The organism is Maribacter sp. 4G9 (assembly GCF_002742265.1).
Lineage (GTDB): Bacteria > Bacteroidota > Bacteroidia > Flavobacteriales > Flavobacteriaceae > Maribacter.
On sequence record NZ_MDGL01000125.1, the window covers coordinates 18783 to 35347 of the forward strand.

Below are 16565 nucleotides of genomic sequence, written 5' to 3' on the forward strand. Positions count from 1 at the left end.
TTGCTTTAATGGAAGAGATATTAGGTAAATATTTACCCGAAAGGTCGGTGCATCCCTGCCTAGAACTCATTAAGGACCATAGGGTGCATCTTAAAATTGTAAACGAAAGGGTTACCAGACATGGCGATTATAGAAGGCTCCCTGATGGAAAACACCTGATAACCGTAAACGCCACCCTTAATAGATATCGATTTTTAATTACCTTGGTGCATGAAATTGCCCATTTGGTCGCTTTTGAAAAATACGGCCGTAACATAAAACCCCATGGGTTGGAATGGAAAAGAACGTTCCAGTTTTTAATGTTGCCCTACCTACGACCAGAAATTTTCCCGTCCAAATTACTGCCCCTGTTGGCCATGCATTTTAAAAACCCAAAGGCAAGTAGTAGTACGGATGCAAGATTGTCCATTGCATTGCAGCATTTTGATACGCAAGAAAGCGACAAAACATACGTTTTTCAATTACCTTATGGAAGTGTTTTCAGAATCTATAATGGCAAGCTTTTCAAAAAGGGAAACAAAAGGGTAAAAAGATTTGAATGCGTTGAGGTTAAAACGGGAAGGGTATATCTTTTTCAGCCCAATGCGGAAGTGGAACTTATAACGAGTTAAAATGAACAAAAATTATTATGCCGTGTTGATGGCAGGAGGTGTGGGCTCAAGATTTTGGCCAATAAGTACAACAGATTATCCCAAGCAGTTCCATGATATGTTGGGCACGGGGGATACCCTGATCCAAAAGACTTTTCAAAGACTGAACAGGTTCGTTCCAACGGAGAATATTCTGATTCTCACCAATGAACGATACAACGATTTGGTCTTGGAACAACTACCAATGGTGTCCCAAGGGCAGGTTGTACTGGAACCGGCCATGCGAAATACTGCGCCGTGCATTCTTTATGCCGCTTTAAAAATTCAAAAAATGAACCCGAATGGGGTGATGATCGTGGCACCAAGCGATCATTGGATCGAGGATGAGGATGCTTTTGCCGCCGATGTTACGGCGTGCTTCGAGAAATGTGAAAAGGAACCGGTGCTTTGCACTTTAGGTATTAAACCTACTTTTCCCAATACCGGGTTTGGTTATATCGAATTCGATAAATCCGATGAAAGGGACATCAAGAAAGTAAACCAATTTAGGGAGAAACCTGATTATGAAACGGCGAAAGAATTTTTGTTCCAAGGGAATTTTTTATGGAACGCCGGTATTTTTATGTGGAGCGTAAAAACGATCGTAGATGCCTTTAAGGAGTATCAGTCAACTCAGTTCAGTTTGTTTCATGGAGGTCTGGCTTGTTTGAATACATCCGAAGAAAAAAGTTTTATTGCGGAAAACTACCCAAAATCGGAAAATATATCCATCGATTACGCTATTTTAGAAAAGTCGGATGCCATTTATGTTCGGGAAGCCACATTTGATTGGAATGACCTGGGTACTTGGGGGTCCCTGTTCGATAAATTGGGCAAGGACAGCATGGGGAATGCCGTGGTCAACGCCAAACTTTTGGCAGAGGATGCCAACGGGAATATGATTCGCACGCCCAAGGACAAAATAGTGGTTATTGATGGTTTAAAGGATTATATTATCGTGGATAAGGAAGAAGTGCTCTTGATATATCCTAAAACCAAGGAGCAGGATATTAAAAAGGTATTAAATTCGGTCAAGGATAATTTTGGCGATAAGTACGCGTAACTATGCAAGATAAATTCGGTCAGGACAACGTAACCCCAACGGATAATACCCCGGATAGCGGGGACGAGGTAAAAAGGGATTTTCAAGGGCTATTGGGCAGTATTAAGAGGTTCCTTTTGGAATTGTTGGATATAAGGACCAATACGGACCAAGATGCTACAAAGGAAGCCATCATTGCGGATATTCCTTTCAAGGGACACACCTCCTGGATTCTCATTTGCTCCATTTTTATTGCTTCCATTGGCTTGAACGCTAACTCCACGGCAGTAGTTATCGGAGCCATGTTAATTTCGCCTCTTATGGGTCCGATCTTGGGTATAGGACTCTCCGTAGGTATCAATGATATAGATACGCTAAAGCGGTCGTTGAAGAACTTTGGGGTAATGGTGGTTTTGAGTGTACTTACGGCTTTCCTCTTTTTTAAGTTCTTTCCGTTGCGGGACGAGTCATCCGAGCTTTTGGCAAGAACGGCCCCGGATATCCGTGATGTTCTTATAGCCTTCTTTGGTGGTTTGGCCTTGGTAATCGCAAGGGCCAAGAAAGGAACCATTGCCAGTGTCATTTTTGGTGTGGCCATCGCGACCGCATTGATGCCACCTTTATGTACCGTGGGTTTTGGATTGGCAATAGGTAATTGGGACTATGCCAGTGGGGCCATGTACCTTTTCACCATAAATACCATTTTCATTGCCTTGGCCACGTTCTTGGTGATTAAGTTGTTGCGTTTCCCAATGGTACGTTATGTAAATTCACAAAAAAGAAGGTTGATTGCAAGAGTTGCTTCATTGGTGGCCATTGCGGTCATGATACCTGCAAGTTTTACGTTTTGGAATGCACTACAGGAATCCCTTTTTAGAAAGCAGGCCAGTATATTCATTGAGGAAAATGTAGTACCCTATCAATTTTCTGGACAAGGAAGGTTCTTGGACGATTTTACGGATTTGGAATATAACAATGGGGAAAATTCTGTCATTGAACTGGTGTTCATGGGAACCGAGGGTATCCCGGATAACGTAATCGCAACTTGGAAAGCACAACTGCAAGATAATCCCAGATTGAAGGATACGGATTTGCAGATCATCCAAGGAGGGCAGAGCGAGGAGGTCAACCAGCTTAAATACATCAATGAACTATACGAGACCCAGAAGAATCAGTTGAGCAGTAAGGACGAAAAAATTGCTTTTTTGGAAAGTGAATTATCAAGACTCAACAAGGGGGCAATAGGTCAGATTCCGTTTAGGGAAATAAGTATGGAGGCCAAAACAAATTATGAGAATCTGGAACGCTTGGGTTATTCCTATTTAATAGCAACGGATTTCCAAAAGACGGACACTATACCGGTTTTCGAAATTACTTGGAAAAAGGAAGCGAGGAGAAACGAAACGCTTAAGGATACTCAAAAATTATTGAATTGGCTCAAGCTTCGTTTGAACAATAACAAAATACAGGTTAAGGAAGTTGTAGAGGATTAGTTCCGCTCTTCAATATACATTTGCCTAACTTTTTTAAAGAGATCGGAAGAATAAACGAAATTGGTGACAGCCTCGTTTTCAGTCTTGAATATTTCGTTCTTGGTCCCTTCCCATTCCTTAAGGCCGTCTTTTAAGAAAAGGATTTTTTCCCCAATTTGCATTACGGAATTCATATCATGGGTATTGATAATCGTTGTAATGTTGTACTCTTCCGTAATTTCCTTGATGAGGTCATCGATAAGGATGGCCGTTTTGGGATCTAGCCCTGAATTGGGTTCGTCGCAAAATAGGTATTTTGGGTTCATAACGATAGCCCTGGCAATAGCGACACGTTTTTGCATTCCACCGGAAATTTCCGCAGGGAATTTATTATGGGCGTCCACTAAGTTTACCCGATCTAGAACGGTATTTACCCGATCTTCCATTTCCGATTGAGATTGTTTTGTAAACATATCCAAGGGAAATTTAACATTTCCCGCCACGGTCATGCTATCAAATAAGGCACTGCCTTGAAAAACCATGCCCATTTCCTGTCTCAGGTTCCTTTTTTCATCTTCCTTTAAATCAGAATACACCTTTCCATCATAGACGATACTCCCTTCCTCAGGTGCAAAAAGCCCTAAAAGACATTTTAGGAAAACGGTTTTTCCAGATCCACTTTGACCAATGATCAAATTGGTTTTACCCTTTTCAAATGTTGTGGTTATTCCTTTTAATACATGGGTGTCGCCAAAAGATTTATGGATGTTGTTTACCTCGATCATTAGCCAAGAAGGAGTTGGGTTAGTATATAATTGAGAATAATGATTACAACGCTGGTCCAAACGAACGAGGTTGTACTGGCCTTCCCTACTTCAAGGGCGCCCCCTTTCATATAAAAACCATGAAATGAGGGAATGGTCGCAATGATAAAGGCAAAGATCAACGTCTTTATAAATGCATAGGCTATGTGAAAAGGAACAAAATCGGTTTGTAGTCCAGATACAAAATCGGCACTGGTTAAAAAGCCTCCGAAAACTCCGGCCAACCATCCCCCAAAAATACCAACATACATGGAGATGGCGATGGCAAAAGGATAGAACAGCATGGCGATAATTTTTGGGAAGACTAGATAGTTCAAGGAATTGACCCCCATTACTTCCAAGGCGTCAATTTGTTCAGTGACCCTCATGGTTCCAATGCTTGAGGTTATGTAAGACCCCACTTTTCCGGCCATGATAATGGATACGAAGGTGGGAGCAAATTCAAGTATTACGGACTGTCTGGTAGCGAAACCAATGAGGCTTCTTGGAATTATAGGGTTGGTGAGGTTAAGTGCCGTTTGTATGGCAACCACTGCTCCGATAAAAAAGGAGATGAAGATGATAATTCCAAGAGATCCGTAAACCAGTTCATCTACTTCCTTTAAAATCAAGGACTTCATTATACGCCATTTGGTAGGTTTCTTAAAAACCTCTACGACCATCATAGAATAGCTGCCAATCGACGCCAAATAGTTCATTCCTTAAAAATAGATATGTTATCGTAAAAATAACAATAAAGGATTTGATTTAACTTCCATTTAATTTTTTCAGGGCTATTTTCTTTATTTTTACGTCTTAATATTTTCAATATGACCATTCGTTTCAGAACTGTATTCCCTTGTATTTTTATGGGGCTAGTGATTTTTTTCCAAGGCTATTCCCAACGTAAGAACAAGGTTGAGGAGGAGGCGGTCCAACTAAGATCAATGCCAAAGTTGGTCGTGGGTATTGTGGTGGACCAAATGCGATATGATTACTTGACACGCTTTTACGACCAGTATGAGGAAGGAGGGTTTAAAAGAATGGTGGCAGAGGGTTTCAACTGTAAGAACAATCATTTCAATTACGCCCCTACCAGTACTGGACCGGGCCACACATCCGTTTATACGGGAACTACTCCGGCCACTCATGGGGTAATAGGGAACAACTGGTATGATAAGGAAAATGATGAGGAGGTGTATTGTGCATCGGATGAGCGCTATGCTTCTGTAGGAACCACATCGGATGCCGGCCAAATGTCCCCGCACAGAATGACCGTTACCACCGTCACGGATGAACTTCGATTGCATACCCAAATGAGGGGTAAAACCATTGCCATTGCCCTCAAGGATAGAGGGGCCGTACTTCCAGGGGGGCATACGGCAAATGCAGCCTATTGGTTTCATGGCGATAATGAGGGCAAATGGATTACGAGCAGTTATTATATGGACGCACTGCCAAAATGGGTGGATGATTTCAATAGCTCCGGCGTTGCACAATCCTATAAGCGCGGTTGGAATACCTTGAAGGACATAAATACATACGTGGAGAGCGGTGTGGACGACAATACTTTTGAAGGACTTTTTGAGGGAGAAACATCCTCTACATTTCCCCATAATCCACAAAACTTATTGGACAAAAACAAGGATTTTGAAATTATAAAGAATACGCCATATGGAAATAGCCTTACGGCCGATTTTGCCATTGAAGCCCTAAAACAGGAGCAATTGGGACAGGATGAAATCACGGATTTTTTGGCGATCAGCTTCTCCAGTACCGATTATGTTGGGCATATGTTCGGGGTGAACTCGAAAGAGGTGGAGGATACCTATATTCGTTTGGATTTGGATTTGGCCCGACTCTTCAAAGCCTTGGATAAAAATGTAGGCGAAGGAGAATACACCGTTTTTTTGACTGCGGATCATGCAGCTATCGATGTACCTTCCTATTTGATGTCTACAAGGATTCCTGCAGGCTATGTGGATAACAGTACCATCAAAACCAAGTTTGCGGAGTTTTTGAGGTATACCTATGGAACCGAGGATATAGTCAAGAATTATTCAAACTATCAAATTTTTCTAGATCATAAGATTATAAAAAATCTAGATTTGGAAATTAAGGAAGTGCAGGAAGCTATAGCGAAGGAATTTTTAAGCTATGATTATGTAGACCGGGTGTACACCGCGTATCAAATGTGGGAAAACAGTTATACATCAGGTATTCCCTATATTTTGCAGAATGGTTATAACCAAAAGAGATCGGGAGATGTGCTACTCGTTTTGAAACCTGGAACCATTACCTATGCCAAAACCGGTTCCACCCATGGATCTCCACAAATTTATGATACGCATGTGCCTTTGCTCTTCTTTGGGAAAGGAATAAAACAGGGAAGCACCGTGGAGCGAACGGAAATTCCGGATATCGCCCCAACACTTTCAGCTTTATTGGGTATCGCCTTTCCTAGTGGAACAACAGGGAAACCCCTTTCAGAAGTTTTGGAGTAACCAGGATTATGAACGGCAATCCCATAGGTATTTTTGATTCGGGCATCGGGGGCACCTCCATTTGGAAGGAAATCCAAACCTTAATGCCCAATGAAGACTGTATCTATTTGGCAGATAGTAAAAACGCTCCCTATGGGGAAAAGCCTCACGAGGAAATAGTAAAGCTCAGTATCAAGAATACCGAGTATTTAATTGGAAAGGGGTGTAAGTTAATCGTGGTGGCCTGCAATACAGCTACCACAAATGCCATAGGTCACTTAAGGACCCAGTACGATATTCCGTTTATTGGCATTGAACCGGCCATCAAGCCTGCCGCCCTACATTCCGAATCCAAGAAGGTAGGAATTTTGGCCACAAGGGGAACCCTGTCAAGTGCCTTGTTCCATAGTACGAGCCAAAACCACGCGGCAGGGATCGAAATAATCGAGAGACAAGGAAAGGGACTGGTGGAATTGATCGAAAAGGGCGACTTGGAAAGTGATTCCCTAAAATTGCTACTGAATCAGTTTGTACAACCTATGGTGGCAAAAGGTATTGACTATCTAGTGCTTGGTTGTACGCATTATCCTTATTTGATTCCCATTTTAAGGGAGATATTACCTTCCAATGTGAAAATCATTGATTCTGGTCAGGCAGTGGCCAGACAGACCAAAGCCATCCTTGGCAAGCAAAATCTCAATAATACTTTGGATGCTAAGGGCACCCATCATTTTTACACGAATGGAAGTTTGGAAGTGCTTGAGAGATTTGTACTAAATGCCGCTCCTAAGGTAACCGCCCAATATCTCGATTTTTAAAAGCTAGATCGAACGAAATTATTTGATTACTTAAGTTTTCTTTTATAGGTACGATAGGTGAAATCGTATGAGTGCTTCTCGTCTGTTGGATGGTATTCCTCGGCCACCAATTCCCACTTTTCTTGATTTAAGCAAGGAAAAAAGGTATCGGCATTAAATGTACCATGTACCCTGGTAAGCTCGATACCATCTGCATATTTTTCACCCTGTTTATAAATTTCCCCGCCTCCTATAATGTAGGCTTCTTCGTCCTCTATCAGATTGATCGCTTCTTCCAAGGAATGGACAACAAGGCAGTCATCGCAATTTACTTGGTAGTTACGATCTCTGGTGATAATAATATGTACCCGATTGGGTAGTGGCTTTGGAAAACTTTCAAATGTTTTTCTGCCCATAATGATTTTGTGTCCGGAAGTTAAACGCTTGAACCTTTTAAAATCGTCTGGAAGATGCCATAGGAGGTCATTATCCTTTCCAAGGGAATCGTCTTCACCCGCAGCGGCAATCATGATTATTTTTTTTTCGGCCTTCATATCATCTATTATGGAACAAAAAACGGGCCATATAAAATGCTATGGCTATCTTTAAAAATCAAAGTTAAGAATTTGTAATTAGTGATATTTTCTGTTCTTAAAGGTTAGGCCTCACATTTTTGGAAATAAACGGTAGATGGATAAAATAAAAAGGGAGTTTCCCATACTTAGAAAGTGTACGTATCTGAATACGGCGGTCTTTGGGCCGCTATACGATGCCTTGATCGATTGGAGACAGGAACATGATCTGGACGCCTTATTGCATGGAAGTGACATGTGGGACCAGACTTTAAAAACCTTATCGGATACACGAGAGAAAATCGGTCATTTTTTTAATTGCAATGCAGAGAATGTATCTTTGGTGTACAATTTCTCCTTGGGGATGAACCTGTTATTGGAGGGTTTGCAGTCCAAAAAAAATGTGCTGCTTTTGGAGAACGATTATCCATCCGTGAATTGGCCCTTTGAAAGTCGGAAATTCAATTGCACAACTTTGGGACTCACAACAGATCTTGAAGAACGGATAGAGGAAGCGGTCAAAAAAAATCACATCGATGTCTTCGCTTTTAGTATCGTGCAGTGGTTGGACGGATTTCTAATCGACTTGGAATTTATAAAAAAACTCAAACGATCCAACCCAAACCTTTTGGTAATTGCAGATGGCACCCAATTCTGTGGCGCCATGTCCCTGGATTTTAAGGCATCGGGAATAGACGTTTTAGGGGTCAGTGGTTATAAATGGCTATTGGCCGGTTATGGCAATGGATTTATGCTATTCGCGGATAATCTTGAGCATGATCTTCAAGTCGCTTCTACAGGTTTTAACGCCGCCAATGGGAACTTCAAAAATAAGGAGACTTTGGTCCTTGCAAAAAAAATGGAGCCTGGTCATTTGTCCAGTTTAAACTTTGGCAGTTTAAAATATTCCTTGGACTTTTTGGACTCCGTTGGGATGGATCGTATTACCGGTCATAATCAAAATATGTCCATGAAGGTTAAAGAGTCATTGGGCAGCATGGGCTTGTTGGAAGAACATGTTGTTGAACGTGTTTCCCATAGTACAATATTTAATATAAAGGGAGATCAAAAAATGTTTAATAACTTATTGGAGAATGATGTAGTATGTTCTTTGCGGGGAGCGGGAATTAGGGTCAGTTTTAACTTCTATAATGGAACGGATGACTTGGAACATCTTATCAAAGTCTTAAGAACATAGTGTTGATAATTACCTACTTGCAATATTTAAAAGTGAATTATTTTGGACACGAGTTTATTTCAGCTAATTTTTTGCCGATTTCATAAAAATGATATTAAGCGTTGACAATGAGGAGTTTAATGACTTAGCTTTGTCCTGAATTTAAAAACTAAAATCATGGCAATCGCAAAACAATATCTAAAGACAAAACCCGTATGTAAGGTAACTTTTACAGTTCCTGCAGAGGACGCTAAAAAAGTGGCCGTAGTAGGTGACTTTAATGATTGGAGTCCTAAGGGCAGTACATTGAAAAAATTAAAAAATGGCACATTCAAGGGAACATTTGACCTTCCTAAGGAAAGTACCTATGAATTTAAATATTTGGTAGATGGGACCTATGTCAATGAAACGGAGGCGGACCGTTACCAATGGAACGATTATGCCGGTTCTGAAAATGCGGTATTGGAATTATAATTTTTTTAAACCAGATATTAAAGGGAACCTTTTTTAGGGTCCCTTTTTTATTTTTATAAGTTTATTGCCGGATTGAATCCATGAACTGGAAGGGTAAAGGTGAATTTCGCACCTTCATTGGGAATGCTGTCAATATTTATTTTGGAATTATGGAGTTCGACAATTTTCCTTACAATGGCCAGACCAAGTCCGGCCCCTTCATTTTTCTTACCTGATTTAGTTTGCCTATAGCGTTCAAAAATCAGGGACTGATTCTCCTCCTGTATCCCGGGGCCACTATCTTTTATATGAATCTCCACATGTTCATTTTTCTTTAGGATTCCAATGCTAATCTTACCATGGTTGGGAGTGAATTTTAGTGCATTGTCCATAAGATTTTGAATGGCGCGTTCCACAAGGGAAATATCCGCAAAGACCAAGGGAAGGTTATCGTCCATGTTCAAATCCAACTGGATATTCTTTTTTTGTGCCAAAATTGCATAGTTACTGTATATGTCATTGGCAAGTTCGCTGATAAGAAAAGGTTCTTTTTTTGGTTCGATTTGATTGGCTTCCAGCTTTGAATATTCAAAAAGCTGTGTAATCAATTTCCCCAGTCTTTTACTTCCGTTTTCTATGGTGTTGAGGTAATGGTCCCTTTGCTCCTGCGATAGTTCCTTACCTTTCATTTGCAGGGTTTCAATATATCCTTGAATGATGGCAAGGGGGGTCCGAAGGTCATGGGATATGTTGGCTATAAGTTCCCTACGTAAACTTTCAACGGATTGGAGTTTGTTCATATCGGCTAGTATTGTATCGGCCATTTCATTAAATGTAGTTGTAACGCTGGCCAGATCGGATTTTTCGGCATCCTTTATTCTATATTCAAGGTCGCCTTGTTGGAACCGCCTTGTGGCATGGACCAGCTCACGAAGGTTTTTGGTAAGGTACCAAACGGAAAGAATTGCCATTAAAGAAGTAAACAAAAGCGTAAGGATCAGGTTGCCCAACCCCATTTTCATCATATAACTCCCCAAAAGCAATTCCCTAGTATTCAAAAAATCCTTGCCTGCCAACAAAATATAAATGTAGCCTTCCATATTTTCTTTTTGGAACCTAGCGGCAGAAAAAACCTGTTTTTTGGTAGGGTCCTTTGGGTCCTGTCCTAGATAATATCCTTGGCCTTTGTTTTCGATAAATGTATTGACAGGTTCAAGATTGACCTTCCGGTTTTTGGTCTCAGGGGCCTCATGGTCCAGAACTACGGAATATTGAACGACTCCTTCCGTGTTCAATAAATATACTTCAATGGCCCTGTTTACAGCCATCATGTCATGCATAATATCACCAAACAAAGCTTTGTTTATTTCACCATCTACTTGGAACGGACTTTCATCGCTAAATTTTTCGTCTATCAAGTCTTGGGCCAAGTTGGCATGCAAGCGTTGTGTGGTTTCCGCATAGTATTTTTCAGATAGATAAACGGAAGAAATGGTATACGCTATTCCGGCGACTACCAAAATGGCCAAAAATGAAAGGATAAGTTTCCTAATCAAGGCTATGGAAAGTAGTGAATTTTTCATCTATCTGTTTTTATCACCAAACTTTTGTTCAACTGTTTAATTTTTTCGATAAGGTATCTAGCATTGAGTAACATATATACGTTATGGGCTTTTATAAGTCTTCATTGAATTTGTAGCCAACACCCCAAGTAGTCAAGATGTAGGTAGGATTGCCCATATCCGGTTCAATTTTTGATCTTAGCCTGTTGATATGCGAGTTTACCGTATGTTCATAACCTTCAAAATCATAGCCCCAGACCAAGTTTAATAGTTTTTTTCGGTCATAACTTTTACCTGGATGGGAGGATAAAAGGACCAGAAGTTCAAATTCCTTTGGGGAAAGGTCCACCCGCTGTCCGTCCAAGGTGATTTTTCGTGTTTCAATGTTTATGGATAATTGGCCAAAGTGGTTTATTTTATCCATCCCTTCCTGTGCATCATGGGAGGCCATTTTTTGTCTTCTAAAAATTGCCTTGACACGGGCAATGAACTCCCTTACACTAAAAGGTTTGGTCAAATAATCGTCGGCACCTATTTCCAGCCCAAGTACCTTGTCTATTTCTTCGGACTTTGAGGTAAGCATTATGATGGGGGTCTTGATGTTTTTTGCCCTCAACTTTTGGCATATTTCAATACCATCCATTCCAGGTAACATAATGTCAAGGATGATTAGGCTAAAATCATTATCCAAGGCATTTGTAAAACCTTCATCGCCCCTTTGGGAGGATACCACCTCACACTGTAAGTCTTTCAAATGTATTTCGAGAAGATGGACGATTTCAATATCATCCTCAATAATCAAAACTCTTTTCATTTGTTAATATTTATTGGCACCGCCAAAGGGTTTAATACTCCGAGGCTTGCCTCGAAATTAAAAATTTGTTTCCTGCGAATGCCTCGTGGGCTTGCCCCGAGGTAGTTTACTTTTCCAAGGGGCCATGCTTCGATTTCGCTCAGCTTGGGAATGCAATTTACCCATAACATCTTTAGAGGTATCGGCATCTTCACATTTCATTACTGCGAAATAAAAAAATAGTTATCACGAAACCTTCACAACGCATGGGAATACCCAATTATAATGGTAGATGGGTCGCTTTGGGCCTTCATTACTTTCATTTTTTTAGAAAATATTTCACGGTAGAGGGATAATAGGTGTTCAAAAATTGATTTTTCCGTGACTTTTCTGTTACAGCTAACCGGTTCCTTTGCCAAGAATCTAAAAAACAATTGATTATGAAAACACTAAAAACACTATTATTTCTTTCCCTTGGCATCATTTTGGTTGGATGTACTAATGACCAGGACGAACCTATTACAACAGCGGTCACGGCCGGTACCTTAACGGGCGGGCCATTTTCGTTCACCGTAGATGGAGTCCCGGATATGGTTACTAATATTACCCTGGACGTTTCCGGTCTTTCAGGGAGTTTACAAACATTTGTGATTACGGATGATAACAAGAACATTCTTGGCCTTCCTCCAACTATGGCAGCTTTGGAAGGTGTAGATTTTGATGGTGCTGGGGTAGGATCTTGCTACATATATCACTTGGCCTACGAAGATGGGCTATCAGGCTTGGAGCCGGGTATGAATCTGGACAACCTTAGCGGTGATTTTGCACTTTCAAACTTTCTAATGGTGATTAGGAGTGGATTGGATGCCGGAACCCTTGTTGGTGGACCCTATCAATTTTTGGTAGATGGTATCCCTGATATGGTTACCGACATATCCTTGGATGGTACGCAATTAAACGGTGAAATGCAGACGTATGTAATTACCGATGATATGGGCGTAATTTTAGGATTGCCCCCAACGTTAGAGGCTGTCTTGGCCGTTGATTTTGATGGTGCTGGCGAAGGTACTTGTTTTATATACCATTTGACGTACAGCGGCACTTTAATGGGCTTGGAAGCAGGTATGAATGTGAACGATTTTCAAGGTGAGTTTGATTTATCCAACTCCATAGAGGTAAATAGGGTAGGTCTGGATGCCGGTGTATTTTTTGGAGGACCTTATGAATTTGTAGTCGACGGAAAAGTGGACAACGTAACTTCTATATCCTTTGATGGCGCCAATGTAAATGGTGAATTTTCCACCTTTGTCATTACCGATGCCGATTTGAACATTTTAGGATTGCCTCCAACGTTGGAAGCCGTCAAGGGTGTTGATTTTGATGGAGCGGGAGCTGGAGTGTGCCTCATTTGGCATCTTACGTACCAAGAGGGTCTTATGGGACTGGAAGCGGGTAGCAATGCTGCAGCCTTAAGAGGTACTTTTGCACTCTCCAATTCGATTGAAGTAAATCGCCTGGCTTTGAATGCAGGGAAATTGGAAGGTGGTCCTTACGAGTTTACGGTAGATGGTACACCGGATATGGCAACAGGACTTTCCTTGGATGCCTCTGGTCTTAATGGAAGCAATCAAAGGTTAATTATTACCGATGCCGATCTGAACATTCTAGGTTTGCCCCCAACGTTGGAGGCCGCTAAAGGGGTGGATTTTGACGCAGCTGGGGAAGGAATTTGCCTCATTTGGCATATCACCTACGAAGATGATATCATGGGATTGGAAGCTGGTGCCAATGCCGGAAATCTACAAGGAAACTTTGCCCTTTCAAATTCCATCATGGTCACCAGAAATGTCTTGAACGCCGGTGCTTTGGAAGGAGGTCCCTTTATGTTCACCGTAGATGGAACACCGGATATGGTCTCCGGGATTGCACTGGATGATACTGATGTAAACGGCTCGAACCAAACCTATGTCATTACGGATGACTTGGGCAATATCCTTGGATTGCCACCCACTTTGGAAGCCGTGGAAGGTGTTGATTTTGATGGAGCGGGTGTTGGTGTTTGTTTTATATGGCACTTGACTTATGGTGAGGGTTTGATGGGGTTGGCTCCTGGTATGAATACTGCCGATTTACAAGGCTTCTATGACTTCTCAAATTCCATCCAAGTGACAAGAATGGCATTGGCCGATTGAAAAAGAAAATTTAAAAAATAGTTGGCGTCATGCCATCCAACGGCCAAAAAGCCCGAATCCTTTTAAGTTAGGTTCGGGCTTTGTTTTGTTTCCAATGTTTAAAAACCAATCGATTCTTTCTTTTTGATTTAAATGTTCTTATCTAAACTGCCACAACGCCTTTTATATGCGGATGTGGATTGTAATCCAACAAGGTAAAATCCTCAAACGTAAAATCGAATATGTCCTTTACGTTTGGGTTTAGGACCATTTTAGATAAAGGTCTAGGTTCCCTACTTAATTGTAATTCTACTTGCTCCAGATGGTTATTGTAGATATGGGCATCGCCAAAGGTGTGGATGAAATCGCCCGGTTCATACCCACAAACTTGGGCCATCATCATGGTAAAAAGAGCATAGGAAGCAATGTTGAAGGGAACGCCTAAAAAGATATCGGCGCTGCGCTGATATAGTTGGCAGGACAACTTTCCGTCCGCTACATAAAATTGAAAAAATGCGTGGCAAGGTGGAAGAGCGGCTTTTCCATTGGCCACATTTTCCGAAAATGATTTGGAGGTATCCGGCAGTACGCTTGGATTCCATGCGGATACCAACATTCTTCTACTGTTCGGGTTATTTTTTAGAGTTTCCACAACCTCTTTTATCTGGTCGATTTCGTCACTGTTCCAATTTCTCCATTGATGGCCGTAAACCGGGCCTAAATCCCCGTTATCATCGGCCCATTCGTTCCAGATACGTACGCCGTTTTCCTGTAAATATTGAATATTGGTATCACCTTTTAAAAACCAGAGTAGTTCGTATATGATGGATTTCAAGTGTAATTTTTTGGTAGTGACCATAGGAAATCCTTGGCTCAGGTCAAACCGCATTTGATACCCAAAAACGCTCAAAGTACCCGTACCGGTACGATCGCCCTTTTGGTTTCCTTCGTTTAAAACATGCTTTAGTAAGTCGTGGTATTGTTTCATAAGCCCCCTAACCCCCAAAGGGGGAATTCCCTCTGGTTTATTTTTGTAAAAATAAGGAAAGCCCATTGGTCTTTATCCATACCACTCTAGGCTTTTATTAAAATTTATTAACGGCAAATTGTGGTTCCCCCTTTGGGGGTAAGGGTGCATCACCCCAAAATCATTCCGGCTATGGTAGCGGAGAGTAGGGAAGCAAGCGACCCTCCAAGTACGGCTTTCATCCCAAATTCGGACAAAGTCTTTCGCTGACTAGGAGCCAGGGAACCAATGCCACCAATTTGAATGCCTATGGAGGCAAAGTTTGCAAAACCACAAAGCATGTACGTGGCCATAATGATGGATTTCTGATACCCCAAACTAGGGCTTATGGACAAATCCTTCAATTCTGCCAATTGGGTATAGGCCACAAATTCACTGGAAGCCAATTTGATTCCCAATAGTTGGCCCATTAACGATATATCTTCATTGGCTACACCTATTAGCCACATTAATGGAGCGAATATAGTACCTAGAATTGCCTCTAATGATAACTTCTCAAAAGAGGAATGCTCAGCCACAAACTGGTTTAGATTTGTAATATCACCAACATAACCAAAAATGCCGTTTAACATGGCTATGAACGCTACAAAGACCAAAAGCATGGCACCAACGTTAACCGCCAATTTTAATCCTTCCGTAGTGCCATTGGCAATGGCATCCAATAAGTTGGTCCCAATTTTTTCCGTGGAGACCTTGATGTTTGAATCCACTTCTTCGGTCTGCGGACACAATATTTTGGAAACCACGATGGCCCCCGGTGCTGCCATTACGGATGCTGCGATCAGATGGCGGGCAAATTCCAATCGGAGTGCTTCATCGTTCCCGCCCAAAAATCCAATATAGGCGGCCAAAACGCCTCCGGCAACAGTGGCCATGCCACCGATCATGACCAAAAGGATTTCTGATCGGGTCATTCTTTCCAGATAGGCTTTGATCATCAAAGGCGCTTCAGTCTGGCCAAGAAAAATATTACCGGCTACGGAAAGGCTTTCCGGTCCTGAAATACCCAAGGATTTAGTTAAAAGCCATGCCAGCCCTTTTACGATTTTTTGAATGATTCCCAAGTAAAACAGTACTGAAGTCAATGCCGAAAAAAAGATAATTGTGGGTAATATTTGAAATGCGAACACGTACCCAATATTCGGGTTGTCTATATTCATGAGATTTCCCAATAGAAACTGACTACCGGCGACCGTAAAATTTAAAATCTCGTTGAATATTTTTCCCAATACGGTAAAGATCGCCCTGATAAAGGGCACCTTCAATATTCCTATGGCCAGCGCCAATTGTATGGCAATTCCAATTCCTACCGTTTTCCAGTTTATGGCCTTTTTATTTGAACTGAACAGAAAGGCCAATCCAAGCAGTACCAACATGCCTAGGATACCTCGCCAAAAACTGTTAAAGGTAAATCCTTCATTGGGGATTGCAGAGGTCAATTCACTTTGGGCAATGTCATTTAATATGGTATTATCAACCGAATTTAGTACGGACTCCGGGGTATCAGGGCCTTGTGAAAATACTAGTAAGGTAAAAAGGAATAGGAGGGAGGATAGCCAAATAGTTTTTTTCATGCGCTAGGTG

Annotated in this window: 15 protein-coding genes; 8 read left to right on the plus strand and 7 right to left on the minus strand. The window is 41.5% G+C overall.

Going from position 1 to position 16565, the window contains the following annotated elements:
- Positions 1–8: 8 nt before the first annotated feature.
- The 3 genes from BFP75_RS12140 to BFP75_RS12150 are packed head-to-tail and all read left to right on the plus strand — an operon-like array spanning position 9 to position 3164.
- Entirely contained in the window at positions 9–611 is a 603-nt protein-coding gene (locus BFP75_RS12140) for a SprT-like domain-containing protein (protein WP_099545652.1), read from the plus strand.
- 1 nt (position 612) lies between these two features.
- Positions 613–1692, plus strand: coding sequence for a mannose-1-phosphate guanylyltransferase (locus tag BFP75_RS12145; RefSeq protein ID WP_099545653.1), 1080 nt, complete (start codon positions 613–615; stop codon positions 1690–1692).
- Positions 1693–1694: 2 nt separating this feature from the next.
- Complete coding sequence (locus BFP75_RS12150) at positions 1695–3164, plus strand: DUF389 domain-containing protein (RefSeq protein WP_099545654.1); 1470 nt, start codon at positions 1695–1697, stop codon at positions 3162–3164.
- On the opposite strand, the gene BFP75_RS12155 is transcribed toward BFP75_RS12150, so the two are convergent.
- Both BFP75_RS12155 and BFP75_RS12160 read right to left on the minus strand, forming a co-directional pair.
- Positions 3161–3928: an ABC transporter ATP-binding protein gene (locus BFP75_RS12155; protein WP_099545655.1), complete on the minus strand. Its 768-nt coding sequence runs from the start codon at positions 3926–3928 to the stop codon at positions 3161–3163. The two genes, BFP75_RS12150 and BFP75_RS12155, sit on opposite strands and share 4 nt — an antisense overlap.
- Positions 3928–4665 carry an MlaE family ABC transporter permease gene (locus tag BFP75_RS12160; RefSeq protein ID WP_099545656.1) on the minus strand — a complete coding sequence of 246 codons (738 nt, stop codon included), beginning with the start codon at positions 4663–4665 and terminating at the stop codon, positions 3928–3930. The genes BFP75_RS12155 and BFP75_RS12160 overlap by 1 nt, the downstream gene beginning before the upstream one ends.
- Positions 4666–4815: 150 nt before the next feature.
- On the opposite strand from BFP75_RS12160, the gene pafA reads away from it, so the two are divergent.
- Together pafA and murI are read left to right on the plus strand one after the other, a co-directional pair.
- A complete protein-coding gene (gene pafA, locus BFP75_RS12165) occupies positions 4816–6450 on the plus strand; it encodes an alkaline phosphatase PafA (protein ID WP_165776592.1) in 1635 nt (544 codons plus the stop codon).
- 8 nt (positions 6451–6458) lie between these two features.
- Entirely contained in the window at positions 6459–7247 is a 789-nt protein-coding gene (gene murI, locus BFP75_RS12170; RefSeq protein WP_099545658.1) for a glutamate racemase, read from the plus strand.
- Between the two features lie 26 nt (positions 7248–7273).
- On the opposite strand, the gene BFP75_RS12175 is transcribed toward murI, so the two are convergent.
- A complete protein-coding gene (locus BFP75_RS12175; protein WP_240531776.1) occupies positions 7274–7780 on the minus strand; it encodes a dihydrofolate reductase in 507 nt (168 codons plus the stop codon).
- 136 nt (positions 7781–7916) lie between these two features.
- On the opposite strand from BFP75_RS12175, the gene BFP75_RS12180 reads away from it, so the two are divergent.
- Together BFP75_RS12180 and BFP75_RS12185 are read left to right on the plus strand one after the other, a co-directional pair.
- On the plus strand, positions 7917–8996 hold the full coding sequence (locus BFP75_RS12180; protein ID WP_099545659.1) for an aminotransferase class V-fold PLP-dependent enzyme: 1080 nt from the start codon (positions 7917–7919) through the stop codon (positions 8994–8996).
- Positions 8997–9152: 156 nt separating this feature from the next.
- Positions 9153–9449: an isoamylase early set domain-containing protein gene (locus tag BFP75_RS12185; protein ID WP_099545660.1), complete on the plus strand. Its 297-nt coding sequence runs from the start codon at positions 9153–9155 to the stop codon at positions 9447–9449.
- 53 nt (positions 9450–9502) lie between these two features.
- Here the strand turns inward: BFP75_RS12185 and BFP75_RS12190 are convergent, their stop codons facing one another.
- Positions 9503–11011, minus strand: coding sequence for a sensor histidine kinase (locus BFP75_RS12190; protein ID WP_099545661.1), 1509 nt, complete (start codon positions 11009–11011; stop codon positions 9503–9505).
- A gap of 91 nt (positions 11012–11102) precedes the next feature.
- Positions 11103–11804 (minus strand): response regulator transcription factor, encoded by a 702-nt coding sequence (locus BFP75_RS12195; protein WP_099545662.1) that lies wholly within the window; start codon positions 11802–11804, stop codon positions 11103–11105.
- A 419-nt stretch (positions 11805–12223) separates the two neighbouring features.
- Between BFP75_RS12195 and BFP75_RS12205 the strand changes: the two genes are divergently transcribed.
- Positions 12224–13975: a hypothetical protein gene (locus BFP75_RS12205; protein ID WP_240531777.1), complete on the plus strand. Its 1752-nt coding sequence runs from the start codon at positions 12224–12226 to the stop codon at positions 13973–13975.
- Between the two features lie 142 nt (positions 13976–14117).
- On the opposite strand, the gene BFP75_RS12210 is transcribed toward BFP75_RS12205, so the two are convergent.
- Together BFP75_RS12210 and BFP75_RS12215 are read right to left on the minus strand one after the other, a co-directional pair.
- Positions 14118–14942, minus strand: a complete 825-nt coding sequence (locus BFP75_RS12210; protein ID WP_099545682.1) for a thymidylate synthase — start codon at positions 14940–14942, stop codon at positions 14118–14120.
- Positions 14943–15091: 149 nt separating this feature from the next.
- A complete protein-coding gene (locus BFP75_RS12215) occupies positions 15092–16555 on the minus strand; it encodes a NupC/NupG family nucleoside CNT transporter (RefSeq protein WP_099545664.1) in 1464 nt (487 codons plus the stop codon).
- Between the last annotated feature and the right edge of the window lie 10 nt (positions 16556–16565).

Bases quoted from the DNA above. Each gene is read 5' to 3' on its own strand.
- BFP75_RS12140 (WP_099545652.1), top strand. From the start codon at position 9: ATGGAAGAGATATTAGGTAAATATTTACCCGAAAGGTCGGTGCATCCC.
- BFP75_RS12145 (WP_099545653.1), top strand. From the start codon at position 613: ATGAACAAAAATTATTATGCCGTGTTGATGGCAGGAGGTGTGGGCTCA.
- BFP75_RS12150 (WP_099545654.1), top strand. From the start codon at position 1,695: ATGCAAGATAAATTCGGTCAGGACAACGTAACCCCAACGGATAATACC.
- BFP75_RS12155 (WP_099545655.1), bottom strand. From the start codon at position 3,928: ATGATCGAGGTAAACAACATCCATAAATCTTTTGGCGACACCCATGTA.
- BFP75_RS12160 (WP_099545656.1), bottom strand. From the start codon at position 4,665: ATGAACTATTTGGCGTCGATTGGCAGCTATTCTATGATGGTCGTAGAG.
- pafA (WP_165776592.1), top strand. From the start codon at position 4,816: ATGGGGCTAGTGATTTTTTTCCAAGGCTATTCCCAACGTAAGAACAAG.
- murI (WP_099545658.1), top strand. From the start codon at position 6,459: ATGAACGGCAATCCCATAGGTATTTTTGATTCGGGCATCGGGGGCACC.
- BFP75_RS12175 (WP_240531776.1), bottom strand. From the start codon at position 7,780: ATGAAGGCCGAAAAAAAAATAATCATGATTGCCGCTGCGGGTGAAGAC.
- BFP75_RS12180 (WP_099545659.1), top strand. From the start codon at position 7,917: ATGGATAAAATAAAAAGGGAGTTTCCCATACTTAGAAAGTGTACGTAT.
- BFP75_RS12185 (WP_099545660.1), top strand. From the start codon at position 9,153: ATGGCAATCGCAAAACAATATCTAAAGACAAAACCCGTATGTAAGGTA.
- BFP75_RS12190 (WP_099545661.1), bottom strand. From the start codon at position 11,011: ATGAAAAATTCACTACTTTCCATAGCCTTGATTAGGAAACTTATCCTT.
- BFP75_RS12195 (WP_099545662.1), bottom strand. From the start codon at position 11,804: ATGAAAAGAGTTTTGATTATTGAGGATGATATTGAAATCGTCCATCTT.
- BFP75_RS12205 (WP_240531777.1), top strand. From the start codon at position 12,224: ATGAAAACACTAAAAACACTATTATTTCTTTCCCTTGGCATCATTTTG.
- BFP75_RS12210 (WP_099545682.1), bottom strand. From the start codon at position 14,942: ATGAAACAATACCACGACTTACTAAAGCATGTTTTAAACGAAGGAAAC.
- BFP75_RS12215 (WP_099545664.1), bottom strand. From the start codon at position 16,555: ATGAAAAAAACTATTTGGCTATCCTCCCTCCTATTCCTTTTTACCTTA.